Source organism: Microvirga vignae, from assembly GCF_001017175.1.
Lineage (GTDB): Bacteria > Pseudomonadota > Alphaproteobacteria > Rhizobiales > Beijerinckiaceae > Microvirga > Microvirga vignae.
Window position 1 is genome coordinate 142958 of record NZ_LCYG01000004.1, and the last position, 18052, is coordinate 161009.

An 18052-nucleotide genomic window follows, 5' to 3' on the forward strand; every position below is an offset into this window, starting at 1 on the left:
TGTGTCGGTTTCCGGATGATCTTACCCGCGCTGGGCGACCGTCACGTAATCGCGCTGCGGCGCGCCCGTGTAGAGCTGGCGCGGACGGCCGATGCGCTGGGATGGATCCTCGATCATCTCGCTCCACTGGGCAATCCAGCCGACCGTGCGGGCCAGCGCGAAGAGCACCGTGAACATGGAGGTGGGGAAGCCCATCGCCTTGAGGGTGATGCCCGAATAGAAGTCGATGTTCGGGTAGAGCTTCTTCTCGATGAAGTACTCGTCCTTCAGCGCGATCTGCTCGAGTTCCATGGCGACGTCGAGGAGCGGATCGTCCTTGATGCCGAGCTCGTTGAGCACCTCGTGAGTGGTCTTCTGCATGATGCGGGCGCGCGGGTCGTAGTTCTTGTAGACCCGGTGGCCGAAGCCCATGAGGCGGAACGGATCGTTCTTGTCCTTCGCCTTGGCGATGTACTCAGGAATGCGGTCGGGCGTGCCGATTTCTTCCAGCATCTTGAGGGCCGCTTCGTTCGCGCCGCCGTGGGCAGGGCCCCAGAGGCAGGCGATGCCGGCGGCGATGCAGGCGAAGGGGTTGGCACCCGAGGAGCCGGCGAGACGCACCGTCGAGGTCGAGGCGTTCTGCTCGTGGTCGGCGTGCAGGATGAAGATGCGGTCCAGAGCGCGCGCAAGGACCGGGTTCACCTTGTACTCCTCGGCGGGCACGGCGAAGCACATGCGCAGGAAGTTCGAGGTGTAGTCGAGGTCGTTCTGCGGATACACGAAGGGCTGGCCGATGGAGTACTTGTAGGCCATGGCCGCCAGCGTCGGCATCTTCGCGATCATGCGCATGGAAGCGATCATGCGCTGGTGCGGATCGGAGATGTCGGTGGAGTCATGATAGAAGGCCGAGAGTGCGCCGACGCATCCGACCATGATCGACATCGGGTGGGCGTCTCGGCGGAAGCCGGTGAAGAACCGGTTCATCTGGTCGTGCACCATGGTGTGGCGCGTGACGCGGTAGTCGAAGTCAGCCTTCTGGGCTGCCGTCGGCAGCTCTCCATAGAGCAGCAGATAGCAGGTCTCCAGGAAGTCGCCGTGCTCGGCGAGCTGGTCGATGGGATAGCCCCGGTAGAGGAGGATGCCCTTGTCACCGTCGATATAGGTGATCTTCGACTCGCATGCCGCGGTCGAGGTGAAGCCGGGATCGTAGGTGAACATCCCGGTCTGACCGTAGAGCTTCGAGATATCGATGACGCTCGGGCCGATCGTGCCCTCTTTCACCGCTAGTTCCACGGCCTTGTTGTCGACTGAGAGTGTGGAGTTGGAACTCATGGGTCTTCGCCCTTTCAGCAGGAGGCCGGGCATAACCTAGAGCAACAAAGTTTTCGGAGGAGGCCTCCGGGCTTCGGTTGCCGGACCGAGGTCAGCCGGTCAGGTAGGAGAATGGTGCCTTCGGTAGCTTATCCGTTGAAGCCGGGCAAGCACATCTAAAGGTGGGGTGCGCCTGCTATGCAGCAGGCGCGTCCTTCAATTGATCTTGAAGGCGCAACAGGGTTTCGTCCTTTCCGAGAACTGCCATCACGTCGAAGAGGCCCGGGGAGGTGGCCCGGCCCGTCAGGGCAGCCCGCAGGGGTTGCGCCACCTGTCCGAGCTTGGCTCCGATGGCCTCCGCATGCTCGCGGATCACCGCCTCTACGCTCTGAGCGTTCCAGTCGGAGACGGTCTGCAGCTTCTCGGTGATGCCGGCCAGACGCGCGCGGCCGTCAGCAAGGAGGCCTGCTGCCTTCTCATCCAGCCTCAAGGGGCGCTGGGCGTAGAGGTAATAGGCGCTGTCGAGCAGCTCCACGAGGGTCTTGGCGCGCTCCTTCAGGCCCGGCATGGCGGCGATCAGCTTGTCACGCAGGGCAGGGGTGAACTTGCGACCCAGATGGTGCTCGTCGCCGCCGAGTTCGGGCAGCAGATCCTCTAGCGCATTCACCAGCCGCTCGTCGTCGGCTTGGCGCATGTAATAGCCGTTGAGGTTTTCCAGCTTCGCGAAATCGAAGCGGGCCGGGGATCGGCCGATGCTTTCGAGATCGAAGGCGTCGATCATCTCCTGGGTGGAGAAGATCTCCTGGTCGCCATGGCTCCAGCCGAGGCGCACGAGGTAGTTGCGCAGCGCCTCGGGCAGATAGCCCATGCTGCGATAGGCCTCGACGCCAAGTGCGCCGTGGCGCTTCGAGAGCTTCGCACCATCCGGGCCATGGATGAGCGGAATGTGCGCCATCTTCGGTACATCCCAGCCCATGGCCTGATAGATCTGCGTCTGGCGGGCGGCGTTCGTCAGATGATCGTCGCCGCGGATCACATGGGTGACTCCCATATCGTGATCGTCCACCACCACGGCGAGCATATAGGTGGGCGTGCCGTCCGAGCGCAGCAGCACAAGATCATCGAGATCCTTGTTCTGCCACACCACGCGGCCCTGCACCTCGTCTTCCACCACGGTCTCGCCCTCGGCGGGGGCCTTGAGGCGGATCACGGGCTTCACGTCCTTGGGCGCCTCGGACGGGTCGCGGTCGCGCCAGCGACCGTCATAGCGCAGGGGGCGGCCCTCCTTCCGGGCGGTCTCGCGCATCTCCTCCAGCTCCTGCTGCGTCGCGTAGCAGTAATAGGCACGGCCCTGGGCAAGCAGGGTCTCGGCCACCTCCCGATGGCGGGCAGCGCGGGAAAACTGATAGACCACGTCGCCGTCCCAATCGAGGCCGAGCCATGTCAGGCCGTCGAGGATCGCCGCGATGGCGGCTTCCGTGGAGCGTTCCCGGTCAGTGTCCTCGATGCGCAGCAGCATCTTGCCCCCATGCCGCTTGGCATAGAGCCAGTTGAACAGGGCCGTGCGTCCCCCGCCGATGTGCAGGAAGCCAGTAGGCGAGGGAGCGAAGCGGGTGACAACGGTCATCGCAGGGAACCTTACGTAAAATTCTCAAAAGATTGCGCGGCTTGGACAGCAAGCTCGCATGTGTCCGGCTCATCCACAGGGCGGTTTGGGCCGAAGCGTGGCCTCGTCTACCATGCAACCGACCCCGCGTTAAGCCAAAGCCATGACCGTAGACAACAAAGGAGAGCCAAACCGGATCCCGCGCAGCCTCGCGCGGGCCGCGGCGCTGCCTCGCTCGTCCGGCTTGGCCCTGGATTGGGAAGCCTTCGACTGGCGCGGTTGGCTGAAACGCAACCTTGCGTGCGAAATCGAGCAGCGGCGGCTGTTTCCGTGGCTTGCCGTGTGCTTCGGCCTCGGGATCATCCTGTTCTTCCGGGCCGAACGACCTGCGCTTTGGGCTCCTCTGGGAGCCTTCGCGGTCTTGACTGCTGCGGCAGTGTGGCTGCGCCACAATCTCCTGATGCTTTCTGTTTGTGTCGGCCTCGCCGCCGTTTTTGCTGGATTCTCAGCGGGCGTGATCCGCACGCGCAGCATTGCGGCTCCGGTTTTGACCCGAACCGTGATTGCGCCGATTTCCGGCTTCATCGAAGCGGTGGAGGATCGGGAGGAGGGCAAGCGCATTCTGCTGCGGGTCTCCAGCCTGCAGGGGGTGAGCGAGGCCGAGCGGCCGCTTATTGTGCGTGCTTCCATCCGTAACGGAGATCATCTCTCGGCAGGCCAGTTCATTGCGGGCACTGTCCGCCTGTTGCCACCACCACAGCCAGCTTGGCCGGGCGGATACAATTTCGCGCGCGATGCCTATTACCGGGGGATTGGCGCAGTCGGTTCGTTCACGGGAGCCGTACGTCAGCTCGAGCCGCCATCCGCTCCCGACTGGTCGCTGTGGTTGGCAGCGCGTGTCGATGAGGCCCGCAATACGCTCACGCAACGCATCGCCGTATCCATCGGTGGCGCAGCCGGTGGCGTGGGCGCCGCGCTCGTCACCGGCAAGCGTGGGCTGATCAGCGAACGGACAAACGATGTGCTGCGAGCGGCAGGCATTTATCACATCGTTTCCATCTCCGGCCTGCACATGGTTCTGGCCGCAGGCACGTTCTTCTGGCTCGTGCGTGCATCTTTGGCGCTCAGTCCGAATCTCGCTTTGCGCTGGCCGGTGAAGAAGATCGCGGCCGTCACGGCGATCGCGGGGGCGACGGCCTATTGCGTCTTCTCGGGCTCGGATGTCGCGACCGAGCGCTCGCTCATCATGACGCTTGTGATGTTCGGCGCGGCTCTGGTCGATCGGCCCGCGCTGAGCATACGCAACCTCTCGATCGCCGCCCTCATCGTGCTCGCCCGTGAGCCTGAAGCGCTGCTGGGTCCGAGCTTCCAGATGTCGTTCGGCGCCGTGGCGGCGATGATGACGCTCGTGCCGTTGATGCAATGGCGAAGAGCTGAAGTCGGGTCTGCAATGCTGATCGATAAGGTGCTCTCCTGGGCCGGTCGGTCAGCCTTCGGCCTCGTGACGACAACGCTTGTTGCGAGCCTCGCCACGGCTCCTTTCGCGGCCTATCACTTCCAGAGTCTCAATTCTTACGGCCTCATCGGCAATGCGCTCGCTTTGCCGCTCGTGTCTCTCGTGGTGATGCCTGCCGCCGTTCTCGGCGTGCTCGCCTATCCCTTCGGCCTCGATGCGCCGATCTGGAACGTCATGGGCATCGCTGTCGCAAAGGTACTCGATATCTCCGCCTGGGTCGGTAGCTTCAGCGGCTCGACCGTCGTGGTGCCGGCGCTCGGCGTCGGCGCGCTGGTGTTGCTCAGCGTGGGGCTTCTCGTGCTGACGATCCCAGCCTCGCACCTGCGGTGGTTCGCGCTTGTTCCCGCAGGTGCTGGATTGGCCTTCGCCGCAACGCAGCATCGCTATGACATCTATGTCGACCGCGACGGGGCAGGGGCTGCAATCCGCAACGGGCTTCGGGAGCTGACGCTCGTCGGAAAGCCTTCCGATTTCGTCGTGGAACAATGGCTAAGGGCCGACGGAGACGGGCGTAGTTCCGATGATGCTTCACTCAGACAAGCAGCGCGATGCGACAGGCTCGGCTGCGTTGTGGAGACGGGAGCGCAGCGTGCCACTGCCTTCGTTCAGGAGTTTTCGGCGTTCGAGGATGATTGCCGCCGTGCGGCGATCATCATCACCCGACTCGATGCGCCTTCGAACTGCGGAGCACCTGTGGTTCTTGACCGCAAGGCACTCGCCGAGCGGGGCGCGACCGCCATCCGCCTGACGCCCGAGTCAGCGGAAGTTCAATCGGTGAAGAAGGGGCGGGAGGTTTTGCCATGGACAGCCGTGGCAAAAGCATCACTGCCTCCCGCTCAGGAGAGGCCGCGCTCGGCGCGGCCCGTTCCCGAGCAGGATTTACCTGAGGACGAGATCAGTACCGGCGAACTAGACTGACGAGCTTGCCCTGAATCTTGACCCGATCGGGGCCAAGCACGCGGGTCTCGTAGGCTTGGTTGGCGGCTTCCAGCGCGATCGAGGAGCCGCGGCGGCGGAAGCGCTTGAGGGTTGCTTCCTCCTCGTCGATCAGCGCCACGATGATGTCGCCGGTATTCGCCGTGTCCTGCCTGCGGATCACCACGAGATCGCCATCGAGAATGCCGGCTTCCACCATCGAGTCGCCGCGCACTTCCAGGGCGAAGTGGTCCCCTTGAGAGAGGAAGTCGCCCGAAAGGGTGATGGAGTGGCTGCGGTTCTGGATCGCGGAGATCGGCGTACCGGCGGCGATCCGGCCCATGACCGGGATCGTGGCCGTATCGCGATAGCGCTCCTCGGCGACCGGCTGCGGTGCGGGCTTCTTCTCCGTGAGGCCGCCCTCGACCACGCTCGGCGTGAAGCGGCGCTGGCCTGCCGCTGCGCCGACGGATTCGGGCAGGCGGATCACCTCGAGCGCACGGGCGCGGTTCGGCAGGCGGCGGATGAAGCCGCGCTCCTCGAGCGCCGTGATGAGGCGGTGGATGCCGGATTTCGACTTGAGGTCGAGCGCGTCCTTCATCTCATCGAAGGACGGCGGAACCCCGGTTTCACGCAGCCGCTCATGAATGAAGCGGAGCAATTCGTGCTGCTTGCGCGTGAGCATGACAGACCCTTACTGCTCCAGGAGAGGAGCGATTCTAGAAAACAAAGCAAGAACAAGGTAGCCGTTCCCGCTGTGTTCTGCAAGTCCATGCTCAAGGTGCCGTGGCGATGGAGCAGAAATCGTCATCTGAGAGGGCCCAGTAGCTGCGCTATCGTTCGCGGAAGACATGACGCGTCTTCGACGGTCGTCGGCGCTCAACCGCATTCGTCACCCCGGCTGAGGCTCCCTCGCAAACATATCTCCAATACGGCTGTGATCTCTGAATCAGGAGCAGGATGCCAGTTTTTGCACATCAGCGTTTGTAGAGCGGCCTAAACATTGCATTTGAGCAAGGTCGACTTGCAAATCTGTATGACCCTCCAGCATAAAGCTGTCCAGGTGTGGCTCATCTCCAGATTGCTGAGCAGGCCATTTGCCATGATGCCAAGCTTTAAAACCTGAGAGAATCAAGCTGCCTCCGCTGTCACGGCGGGGAAGTAGCCCGGCGCATGAACGTCAAGTTTCGTTCCTTGTACATGCTTCGCGACAACTACCGGCAGACGGTAGAAATCGACGCGCCACAACCAGCAGTCGATTAAATATTGCTCTTTTATATCATTGCCTTATTCCCAGGGTCTTTATATGTTACGTAATATTAAATCATTTCCGCCTGGGCCTGCTCGGCTTTGGCGAAGGTGCGTAGCGGCAAAGGCGAGGGGACGTCACCATGAACAAGCCTGTTTTCGAGAACGTCATCGGCGAAAAGATCGACATCGGCAATGTGCTGGAGGATACGCTCTCCGGCGGAGCGGCTGAGGCGGTCGTCAAAGATCGTCAGGCGCAGAGCCAAGCTGCAGCCGATATGACGCGCGCGCCTGTTTTCGACTTGGCGCAAGATCCGACCGAGGGAAGGCGGTCGGTTCAGGCTTTCCAGGCTGATGAGACCAATAGGGGCGGCAAGATCCAGGAAAGCCCGGATCCGTCCGATGTCCGCACATCGAATGTCGAAACGACCAATGTCGAAGCGTCTTCCGACGAGGTTGAGCTCACGGATGTTTCGAGCATTTCGAGCACGGCTGAAACGACCTCGATCTTTGATGCGGCAGCAGCCTCCGATCTCGAGCAGGCGGATTCCGCGCCTCGTGGCGATGAGAGCCCGGCTGCGTCCTCGAGCACCTCGTCCGCGACGGTAGATGAGCCGGTCGTGACCGCGGCTCCTCCGCCCCCCGGAGGGGAGCCGGAAGAGGATCCGCCGACGAATATCAGCTTCGCCGGCCCCACGACGATTCAGGAAAACTCCTACGCGACTGGCGCTTCACTCGGCGGATTGTCGGCCACTGACGCAAGTGGCCCCATCACATACGCGGTCAGCGGAGGAAATGGCGCTTTCGGCGCTCGGAAGATCGGCGCGACGAATAATTGGGAATTATACGTCATAGACGCTTCCAAGCTGAATTACGAGGCCTATCCCACCCACCAGTTCACCGTGAACGTGTCGGCGACTGACAGCTGGGGCAATACCGGCGTGCAGACGTTCACGTTCACGCTGACGGATGCTTCGGAAGCGCCGACGAATCTTGGTCTCTCGGCGACGAGCATCAATGAGAAAGCGCCAGAACACACGGTGGTCGGAAACCTGACGGGACAATCCAACGAAGGTGGCGCGCTCGTTTGGGAGTTCATAGACTTTGCAGGCGGGGACGCGTTCCGTATTGTCAACAACGGAACGTCGAATGCTTACCTTGAGGTCAGGAATCCGGCTGCGCTCAACTACGAAAACGGTACCGGCTCCTACACGTTCCAAATGCGCGCGCGGAGCGCGGATGGGGCAGCCTACGCCTATAAAGCGTTCACCCTCGCGATCAACGATCAGGCGGAGAATCCATCGAACCTTCGGCTTACCGCATCCACGGTCTCAGAGAACGCTCAGCCGGGTGAGAGAATCGCTAGCATCGTCATCGAAGACGATTATGCAGACCTGCCCAATCTTGAGTATACGATTACAGGTCAAGGGGCTGAGTATTTCGAGATCGACTACTCTTCCTCAATTCGTGGCCTGAAGATCAAGCAAGGCGTCGATATCGACTTTGCGACGCTCCAGTTCATCTCTCTGACGGTGACCGTTCGTGATCCGAACACGAACGCGTCGGTATCCAACGGTTTCGGCCTGTTCGTTCAGGACGACAACGAGGCGCCGACGATCACGGTGGCGCCGTGGACCGAGACCACGAACGCCTCGGTTTTCGATCAGGTCGTCAAACCCTTCACGGGCGTTAGCCTGGCGGATCCTGACGGTTTGGACTCTCCCAATTCTCCCCAGACCCAGATCTTGAAGATTTCATTCGCTCAACTGCGGGGCGATCTGGTGAACGCGGCAGCGGCTACCGGCATGAGTGTCGATCCGAGCACCGGGATCAAGACCTACACGTTCCAGGGCACGGCGAGCCAGCTGCAGGCCGTCTTGCGCGACATCGGCTTCGATCCAGCCGACGACATGCCCGGAACGACCAATTTCACTCTTTCGCTCAAGGACGTTTTCCACGCGACGGTCACCAACACGCAGATCAATGTCGTGGCGGTCGCAAACCACCAACCGACCCTGACCATCTTCCCGTGGGACGAGATCGTGTATGCGTCCGATGACGGCCCTGCCGTCAATGCGTTCGACGGCGTCCTCGTCGGCGACGCCGAGAACGACAGTCTCACCCTCACGATCTCGTTCCTGGACGACCAGGGCGTGCTGGGCAACACCGGCGATGTCGATGGCGTTCTGTCTACCGATGGCCTCACGCGGACCTTCACGTTCAGCGGCAATGCGACCGATCTTCAGACCATTCTGTCCCAGCTTACCTGGAACCAGACGGACGGGGTGCTCAGCAATACCCGTTTCCACATGACCTTGTCGGATGGGATTACCCCGACAGTCACAAACGATGTTCTTCAGGTTGCGATCAATGTGGCTCCCACCATCGCGGTCGAGCCCGGCACCGAGATCACTCAGGCCGTCGACAATGGCCCCAGGGTCAGTCCGTTCAGGGGAATCGATTTTTCGGACCGCGAAGACGACTTCCTGACGGTGACGATCTCCTTTGCCCTCGATCACGGTGTTCTCTATGTACCAAGCAATACGCACTATACGGTCGTTAATGGCATTCGGACCTACACATTCGAGGGAAAGGCGTCCGACCTGGATTCCCTGGTGCGCCAGCTGACCTTCGATCCGAAGAACGGCGTCGCCAACACCACCTCGTTCCACATCACCGTAACCGATCACAAGCACGAGACTGTTCTGAACGACCAGATCACGGTGGTCACCTCGACCAGTGACTCTGGCACCAATGCAGCTCCCACCATCACCGTCGCGCCCGGGACCGAGATCACAAGCGCAACGGATACCGGTCCGGCCGTTTCGCCCTTCACGGGCGTGAGCCTGCATGACGCGGAGAACGACATTCTGACGGTGACGGTCTCCTTTAACTCTGTTGATGGCGCTTTATTGAACTCGCCGGTTCAAGGCGTTGGTGGGGCGAACGGCATCATAACGTATACCTACGCCGGCACAGCCTCCGACGTTCAGCAGATCCTGCACGACCTGACCTTCAACCCAACTGACGGGGTCGCCAACACGACGAACTTCACCATCACGGTGAAGGACCCCTTGCATCAGGCGACAAGCAACAACGAGATCAGCGTCATCACGACGGTCAGTGGCGGCGGTGGTGGTTCGAACACCGCTCCGACAATCACCGTCGCGCCGGGAACGGCAGTCTCGAACGCCACGGACAATGGCCCTGCGGTATATCCCTTCAGGGGCGTCGACCTGGCTGATGCGGACAACGACACGCTCACGGTCACGATCTCGTTCCTTGATGATCGGGGTGTTCTCGGCAATGCCGAGACCGGCACCAGCACGGTGGCGAATGGTGTCCGGACCTTCACCTTCACGGGCAAGGCCGACTGGCTCGATGCCGTTCTGCACAACCTGACCTTCGACCCGACCGACGGCTCGGCTGCGGCTGGAAATGTAACCACCAATTTCACCATCACGGTGAAGGACCCGCTGCATCAGGCTATCGGTAACAACCAGATCCAGGTTGTCACGAGCCATGGCGACAGCGGCAACCTGGCTCCCTCGATCTCCGTCGCCATTGGCGCCGAGACCACGAACGCGACGGATACCGGCCCGGCCGTATCGCCCTTCACGGGCGTTGATCTGTGGGACAACGAGAACGACACTCTGACGATGACGGTCTCATTTCGCGATGCCGACGGAGCGTTGGGGAATACCGGCGCCGCGACGGGTATCTCGGTTCTGAACGGCGTGCGCACCTATACCTTCACCGGAAAGGCGGACGTCCTTGAGACCACCGTGCGCGGCTTGACCTTCAACCCGACGGATGGGGTGGCCAACACCACCACCTTCACGATCGGTCTGCAGGACTCCGAGCATGCGCCCGTGACGGATACGCGGATCAAGGTGGTGACCGCCGTGGCCGGCGGCGGCACGAATACGGCCCCGACGATCACCGTGGCGGCCGGAACGAAGGTTACGGATGTCGAGGACACGGACCTCGCGCTGCCATTCCGTGGTGTCGATCTCTTCGATGCGGAGAACGACGACCTGACGGTGACGATCTCCTTCCTCAATGCCAACGGTGCCCTGCAGCTTGCTCCCGCCAGCGGCGTGACCGTGATCGACAACGGCGTCCTGAATGGTGTTCGGAGCTTCACCTTTAAGGGCAAGGCCGACGCGTTGGAGGCCGCCCTGCAGCAGTCGACACTCTTCGATCCGGCGGATGGGGTGGTCGCTCAGACCAACTTCACCGTCACAGTGAAGGATGCTCTTCACCAGCCCGTCACGAACCAGGAGATCATTGTCAGGACTTCGGTCGGCGATGCGCCGAATGCGCCTACATGGACCAACGGGCAGACTTCTGTCTCGATCGACGAGAATACGACCATTTTGCCAGTTTCCGTGGTGGCCACGGATCCGAATGGCGACGCCGTCACCTACAGCTTCGTGGCGGAACAGGGCAACAACAACAACTTGTTCCGGATCGACCGGGACACTGGCGAGATCACTCTGGCTCCCAATACGGTACTCGATTACGAGGCCAAGCCGGTTCTCAACATCTATGTGAAGGCGATAGACGCGGACGGTCTTGAAGGTCCGGTGCAGAAGCTCACCATCAACCTCAACAATATCGACGAGGCCCCAAGCACTCCGCTCGCTGAAGGCGGCGCGATTTTTGAAAACGAGCTTGGATTTGCCGGATCGGTAGCCGACTCTGTGGATCCGGAAGGCTGGGGAGTCACTTACGAATGGGCCAGCGATGTTCCGCAGGCTCTCAGGGACCTGTTCCATATCAACGCGGAAACAGGCGTGATTACTGCGGTCGTGGGACTCAATCGCGAGGCAAACGACGGTCTGATCATCAACGATGCGACCGGGACCTATTACCTGCTCAAGGTTGTTGCCAGGGATGGGATCGGCATCATGGTTTCGGAACCTGCTGTCGTGCGGGTCGACGTTCTCGACGTGAACGAGGCTCCGGACCTGTCCACGGCCAATGCGACCGTGTCGATCAGCGAGACCGCCGCCAACGGCGACGTGCTGGCTACCTTCACGGTGGCGGATCCGGACGCGAACGAGCTCTTCGTGTACGAGATCTCGGGCGTGCCGGCCTGGGCGCAGGGCGCTTTCGCGGTCGATGCGGTCAACAAGAAGATCATCGTCGCCGACAAGAGCAAGCTGGCGGTGACGCAGAACGAGACCTTCACGCTCACTCTGACGGTGAAGGACAAGAACGGCGGCACGGGCTTCCGGAGCGACACGCAGACCTTCACCGTCACCATCAATGACGCGAATGAGGCTCCGACCTTCCGGGTGAACGGTCCGGCGTCGTTCACGACGGCCGCCGTCGGTGGCCGGTCGAAAGCGTTTGCCGGCATCGAGCTGAACGATGCCGAGCCGAACGACACGCTTACCTTCACGATCGCCTATAATAGCGGCGACGGTTTTCTGGGCTGGTTCAACGTGCCAGGGGTGACGGGCAGCGGCCCGGTGACGACGCCGGACGGCGGCAAGCTCGTCTACACCTTCACCGGCACGGCGAGCCTGCTGAACAGCTTCCTCGACAACGTGTTCTTCAATCCGACGGACCGGCCGGACGGGGCACCGGATCTGGCCACCAAGTTCACCTTCACCGTCAAGGACCCGGGGCATACGGCCAGCTCGTACTCCGACGCGATCGAAGTCGTGTCGGTCACGACGAATGCGGCGCCGACCTTCCAGGTGAACGGCCCGACCTCGTTCACGACGGCTGCTAATGACGGGGTGGCGAATCCGTTTGCGGGCATCGTGCTGAACGATGCCAACCCCGCCGACGTGCTCACCTTCACGATCACCTACGACGATGGTGCGGGTTCGCTCAACATTCCCACGCCCCCGAATGGGGTAACGGCCAGCGGCCCGGTGACGACGCCGGACGGCGGCAAGCTCGTCTACACCTTCACCGGCACGGCGAGCCTGCTGAACGATTACCTGGACAACGTGGCGTTCGATCCCACGGACCGGCCGGAAGGGCAAGCGGATCAGCACATCAAGTTCTCCTTCTCCCTCAAGGACGACTTGCACGCGGCCACCTCGCACGACAATGCGATCGAGGTCGTGTCGGTCACGACCAATGCGGCGCCGACGTTCCAGGTGAACGGCCCAACCTCGTTCACAACGGTGGCCGTGGGCGGTGTGTCGAAGGCATTTGCCGGCATCGTACTGAACGATAGCAATCCCGACGACTTGCTCACCTTCACGATCGCCTACGACGATGGTGACGGCTACCTCGACCTGCCCGCTCCTCCGGACGGGGTGACGACCGGCGGCCCGGACATACAGGGAAGCAAGCTCGTCTACACCTTCACCGGTACGGCAAGTGCGCTGAACAGCTATCTCGACAATGTGGGGTTCGATCCGACGGACCGGCCCAACGGGGAGCCGGACGTTACCATCAGCTTCACCTTCACGCTGAAGGACGAACTGCACAACGAAGTGTCATATCCGGACCGCATCCAGGTCGTGTCGAAAGCCGTGGACGACCTCGGCCCAGACGAGATCACACTCCTGGGCGACACGATCAGCGAGAATGTCGGCAGAGGCACGGCTGTCGGCGAACTCTCGATCCACGACCCTGAGAACGATGGCATCGCTGCTGTCAGCATTGAGGACAACCCCTTCTTCACGGTGCGAAAGGATGCTGACGGCGCTTGGCGCGTTTTGGTCAACGGTGTGATCAACTTCGAGGATATTCCGGCTGAGCGCCGCACTCCCGACGGAAAGGGCTGGTATGACCTCAAGGTCAAGGCCATGGACGACAAGGGGGTGTGGGGTCCTGAGGATACCATCCGGATCTATGTTGAAGACCAGCCGGATCCCGAGAACCAGGCTCCGGTGATCTCCGTCAACGGACCAACGTCCTGGGAGATCAAGGATACGGAAACGGTTGCTCTCTTCAAGCACCTGAGCTTCTCGGATGCCGAGGAAGGCGACACCGGAACGCTCTGGGTACAGATCTTTTTCGACCCGAGCCAGGGCGACATGATCCTGCCGCCGGCCAGCCAGTTCCCCGGTGTTACCATCTGGCAGCGTCCTGACGACCCAGCGAGCCCGGAATACAGCCCTGGCCAGTTGGTCATCAGTGGCGTGCGGGCCGGTTTGGATGCCTTCATCCATTCCGTCGCCTTCGATCCAAAGAACCGGCCTGACCACCCTGGCGACGTCGCGTCGACGGATTTTACAATCTACCTGAACGACTCTACCTTTACGTCTCCTGCCATAGAGCACGTGACGGTGGCTGCCGAAGCGTCGGGCAATGCATCCAACGATCCGGCGCCGGTCATTACGGTTGGAAAAAAGGTCTGGGACACCACCGATTGGGCGGAGCAGACCGTCAAACCCTTCAGCGAGGCCGTTCTCACAGACAACGACAGCACTCTGACGCTGAAGATCTCGTTCCATAAGGACGACGGGACGTTGAACGTTCCGCTGGGTACCCCGGAAAGCTACGATCCGGCGACGGGCAAGATCACCTATACGTTCACCGGCAATGCAGCATTTCTCACCCAGCTGCTGCACAACCTGGAATTCGACGCGACGAACCGCGATGCGCCGAGCTCGACGCCGATCGAGACCCTGTTCACGATCTCGCTCGACGACGGCCACCATGCCTTCCCGACAACCAACGAGCAGGTGAAGGTCGTCACGACAGTGACAGGGCCAAACATCGTTGTTCCCGGGGATATCACGCTCACGGGCGCTCCGGTTGCGGAGAACGGCGGCAGCCAAGTCGTCGGCACGCTTGGTGCGGCGGATCCTGACAGCCCGATCACCGGTTTCACGCTGGTGGACACGGACGGGCCGTTCGAGATCCAGCAGCAGGGCAACGACTGGGTGGTCGTGGCCACGGGCGATCTGAACTACGAGGGCGCTCCGCACCATGACACCACGAGTGGCGAGAGCTGGTACGAGGTGACGGTGACGGCGCAGTCGGGCAGCCAGACCTCGGCTTCGCAGGTTGTGAAGGTCTACGTCACGGACGTGAACGAGGCTCCGACCGCGTTGTCTGTCGGTGCGCTGGCGACGGTGCGGGTGGGCGACTTGGCAGGCGCTCTGGTTGTGGACGTGGATGCGGCTGATCCGGATACGCTGAACCCGGCGTTCCAGAACAACGTGTTCAAGTTCAAATGGGCGGACAACTCGCTTCACGACACGAGCGAAGACGGCTTCTTCAAGATCGACGCCGACGGGAAGGTGAAGCTGGCCGCGGACGTGACGGCGGAGGGCGACCACAGCTTCACGGTCGTGGCATACATGGAAGGCGACGAGGCGCACTACGTGTCGTCGCAAGCCTACACCGTGACGGTGCAGCCTGAGGGCTCGAATGTCGCTCCGACCTTGTCGATCGCGCCCGGCACGAAGACGACGCAGGCGACGGACAATGGGATGGCGGTATATCCGTTCCGTGGGGTCGACCTCTCGGATGCGGAGAACGATGACCTGACGTTGACGATCTCGTTCGCCGTAGCGGCGGGTGTTCTGGGTGGTACCATCGTAACGGGGGAATTGTCTCAGGACGGTCAGACCATCACCTACCGGTTCGAGAACATGAAGGCGGACGCTCTGGATGCCATCCTGCGTCAGCTGAGCTTCAACCCGAACAACGACTCGGCCGCAAGCGGCCCAGTGGATACTCCGTTCACGATCACCGTGACGGACAACCAGGCGGGCCATACGCCGGTGTCGGATCAGGTTGTGGTGCACACCACCTCGGGCGACGACACTGGGAATGCGGCTCCGGTCCTGGCGATCGCACCGGGCACTGAGACCACGGCAGCGACGAGCGATGGTCCGGCGGTGTATCCGTTCCGGGGCGTGGACATCGCGGACGCGGACAACGACGTACTCACCCTGACGATCTCGTTCGAGGCGGCTGAAGGCGAGCTGGGTGGGGGGGCGGTTGCCAGCACGGTCACGAATGGCATCCGCACCTACGTGTTCACTGGCACGGCGGACACGCTCGACCTGATGTTGCGCGGGCTGACCTTCAACCCGACGAACGGGGTAGCGAACACGACACCGTTCACGATCACGGTGCAGGACTCCACGCATGCGCCGGTGACGGGGCAGGTGACGGTGGACACGACGGTAGGCGACAGCGGCTCGAACGCGGCGCCGACGATCGACGTCGCATCAGGCACGGAGGCGACCTCGGCGACGAGTGACGGACTGGCGGTGTATCCGTTCCGCGGCGTGGACATTGCGGACGCCGACAACGACGTACTCACCCTGACGATCTCGTTCGAGACGAATGAGGGCCAGCTGAGCGGGACGGGTCTGCCCACCACGTCGACGGTGACGAACGGCATCCGCACTTACGTGCTCACCGGCACGGCAGATCAGTTGGACGCGATCCTGCGCGGGCTCTCGTTCGATCCGGCGGATGGGGCGGCGAACACGACGCCGTTCACGATCTCGGTGCAGGACTCCACCCATGCGCCGGTGACGCGTCAGGTCACGGTCGAGACGAGCGCGGGCGGGGCAGGCACCACCAATGCGGCGCCGACGATCGCCATTGCCGACGACTCCACGGATGCGACGGATAATGGCCCTGCAGTGCGGCCGTTCCTCACGGTCGATCTGTCGGATGCGGAGAACGACATCCTCACCTTGACGATCTCGTTCACCGACAGTCACGGCGTCCTCGGGAACACGAACGGCAATCTCGGAACAGTCAGTGGCGACGTGCGAACCTTCGTCTTCACCGGCACCGCGGACGCGCTCGATGCCCTGCTGCGCGGCTTGACCTTCGATCCGGCTCCGGATCTGGCCGCCGCAGGGCAGGTCACGACCACTTTCACGATTGCGGTGCAGGATTCCACGCACGCAGCCGTGACCGACACGGTGAGCGTGGTCACGCACCACGGCAATGGGACGGAAACCGGCTCCGGCAACGACCCGCTCGACGTCACCCTGACGCCGAATTTCGTGGACGAGAACTTGGCCAACCGGGTGGTCGGCACCCTCGCGGCCATCGATCCGGATGTGGGCGACACCTTCACCTACGAGATCGTGGGCGATGAGGCCGGTGGCCGCTTCGTGATTGCTGCCGACGGCATCTCCCTGAAGACTGTCGGAGGCCTCGACTGGGAGAGCACCGATCCGCTGCTGAAGACGGATTTCTTCGGCAAGTACTACGAGGTGGCGGTCCGTGCGACGGACTCCTACACCCGTTCGCTGACGAAGACTCTCAAGGTCTACGTCACCGACACGGCCGACGATCCGTCGAACGTCACACCCACCATTGGCGGGGCCGATAACCCGACATCGTTCCCGGTCGGCGACAACCAGGTCGTCTCCCCCTTCGGGAGCGTGACCTTCACGGATCCAGACAGCGCCAACATCACCGTGACGATCGCACTCGACACGGCCAGTGAAGGCTTTTTCGAGAACCTCGGAATCGGCACCTACGACGCCCAGACCGGCGTCTACACCGTTACGGGGCTGGTGGCCGATGTCCAGAACGCGGTGCAGCATCTGAAATTCCACACCGCGGATCGTCCGAACGACCCGGCCGGGACGCTGCTGACCACGAACTTCAGCATCACCGTCAGTGACGGCAACTCGTCGGTTCGCAACACCAACATCAGCGTGGTGTCGGAGGCGGTCGATGGCGGCGGCAACCAGGCTCCTGGGCCGATCGTGTTCCAGGGCGGTGTGATCTCGGTTCTGGAGCACTTGGGAACGGGTCTGACGGTCGGGTTCCTGCAGGAGACGGACGCGGATGGGGATCACCTCACCTACACCCTGGTTGAAGACGGGGGTGGGCGGATTGATCTGGTCAACGGCAACGAGATCGTGGTGAAGAACCACACCAAGATCGACTTCGAGCAGATGGCGGTCCCGGAATTCTCGTTCACGGTGCTGGTGAGCGATGGGGTCAACCCGGCGGTGGAGCGGACGGTCACGCTGGGCGTTGAAAACCGCATCCTCGAGCGGATCACCGGCACGGCCGGGGACGATCAGATCTGGGCGGGCAGTGGCAACGACACGCTCAATGGCGCAGGCGGCAATGACACGCTGAGCGGCGGCACGGGCCGGGATCAGCTGTCGGGCGGGGCAGGGGCGGATGTGTTCCTGTTCAACTCGCGCCTGTCGACCACGAACTGGGACCTGATCGACTTCAAGCTGGCGGATAACGACCGGATCTGGCTCAAACAGTCGATCTTCACGGCCCTGGGGACAAGCAGCGTCAACCAGCCACTGGATCCCAACGCATTCGCCTTGCTGGACGGCACGATCACGGATCAGACCCGGATCATCTACGACCAGACTACGGGCGACATCTACTACGATGCGAACGGGTCGGCAGCGGGGCAGCGCGTGAAGTTCGCCCAGATCGCCGGTTCGACGCATCCTCTGATCGGCGCCGAACACTTCTTCGTGGTGTGAGGAAAAACAGCAGAGCGCCCCTTTACCTGGGGGCGCTCCTTCTCTAGTCTATGATAC

Annotated in this window: 5 protein-coding genes; 2 read left to right on the forward strand and 3 right to left on the reverse strand. The window is 62.1% G+C overall.

The features are described 5' to 3' along the window. Positions 1–21: 21 nt before the first annotated feature. Together gltA and gltX are read right to left on the reverse strand one after the other, a co-directional pair. Entirely contained in the window at positions 22–1311 is a 1290-nt protein-coding gene (gltA, locus tag AA309_RS01505; protein WP_047187208.1) for a citrate synthase, read from the reverse strand. A 175-nt stretch (positions 1312–1486) separates the two neighbouring features. Further along, a complete protein-coding gene (gene gltX / locus AA309_RS01510) occupies positions 1487–2917 on the reverse strand; it encodes a glutamate--tRNA ligase (RefSeq protein WP_047187209.1) in 1431 nt (476 codons plus the stop codon). 142 nt (positions 2918–3059) lie between these two features. Here gltX and AA309_RS01515 point away from each other — a divergent pair, with 142 nt between their 5' ends. Then, positions 3060–5330, forward strand: a complete 2271-nt coding sequence (locus AA309_RS01515; RefSeq protein WP_052954416.1) for a ComEC/Rec2 family competence protein — start codon at positions 3060–3062, stop codon at positions 5328–5330. Here the strand turns inward: AA309_RS01515 and lexA are convergent. Beyond that, positions 5308–6012: a transcriptional repressor LexA gene (lexA, locus tag AA309_RS01520; RefSeq protein WP_047187210.1), complete on the reverse strand. Its 705-nt coding sequence runs from the start codon at positions 6010–6012 to the stop codon at positions 5308–5310. The two genes, AA309_RS01515 and lexA, sit on opposite strands and share 23 nt — an antisense overlap. 706 nt (positions 6013–6718) lie before the next feature. Here lexA and AA309_RS01525 point away from each other — a divergent pair. Continuing rightward, entirely contained in the window at positions 6719–17995 is an 11277-nt protein-coding gene (locus AA309_RS01525; protein WP_047187211.1) for a cadherin domain-containing protein, read from the forward strand. The last annotated feature ends 57 nt before the right edge of the window (positions 17996–18052 follow it).

Coding starts and splice junctions, on each gene's coding strand:
- AA309_RS01525 (WP_047187211.1), top strand. CDS start 6,719: ATGAACAAGCCTGTTTTCGAGAACGTCATCGGCGAAAAGATCGACATC.
- AA309_RS01515 (WP_052954416.1), top strand. CDS start 3,060: ATGACCGTAGACAACAAAGGAGAGCCAAACCGGATCCCGCGCAGCCTC.
- gltX (WP_047187209.1), bottom strand. CDS start 2,917: ATGACCGTTGTCACCCGCTTCGCTCCCTCGCCTACTGGCTTCCTGCAC.
- lexA (WP_047187210.1), bottom strand. CDS start 6,012: ATGCTCACGCGCAAGCAGCACGAATTGCTCCGCTTCATTCATGAGCGG.
- gltA (WP_047187208.1), bottom strand. CDS start 1,311: ATGAGTTCCAACTCCACACTCTCAGTCGACAACAAGGCCGTGGAACTA.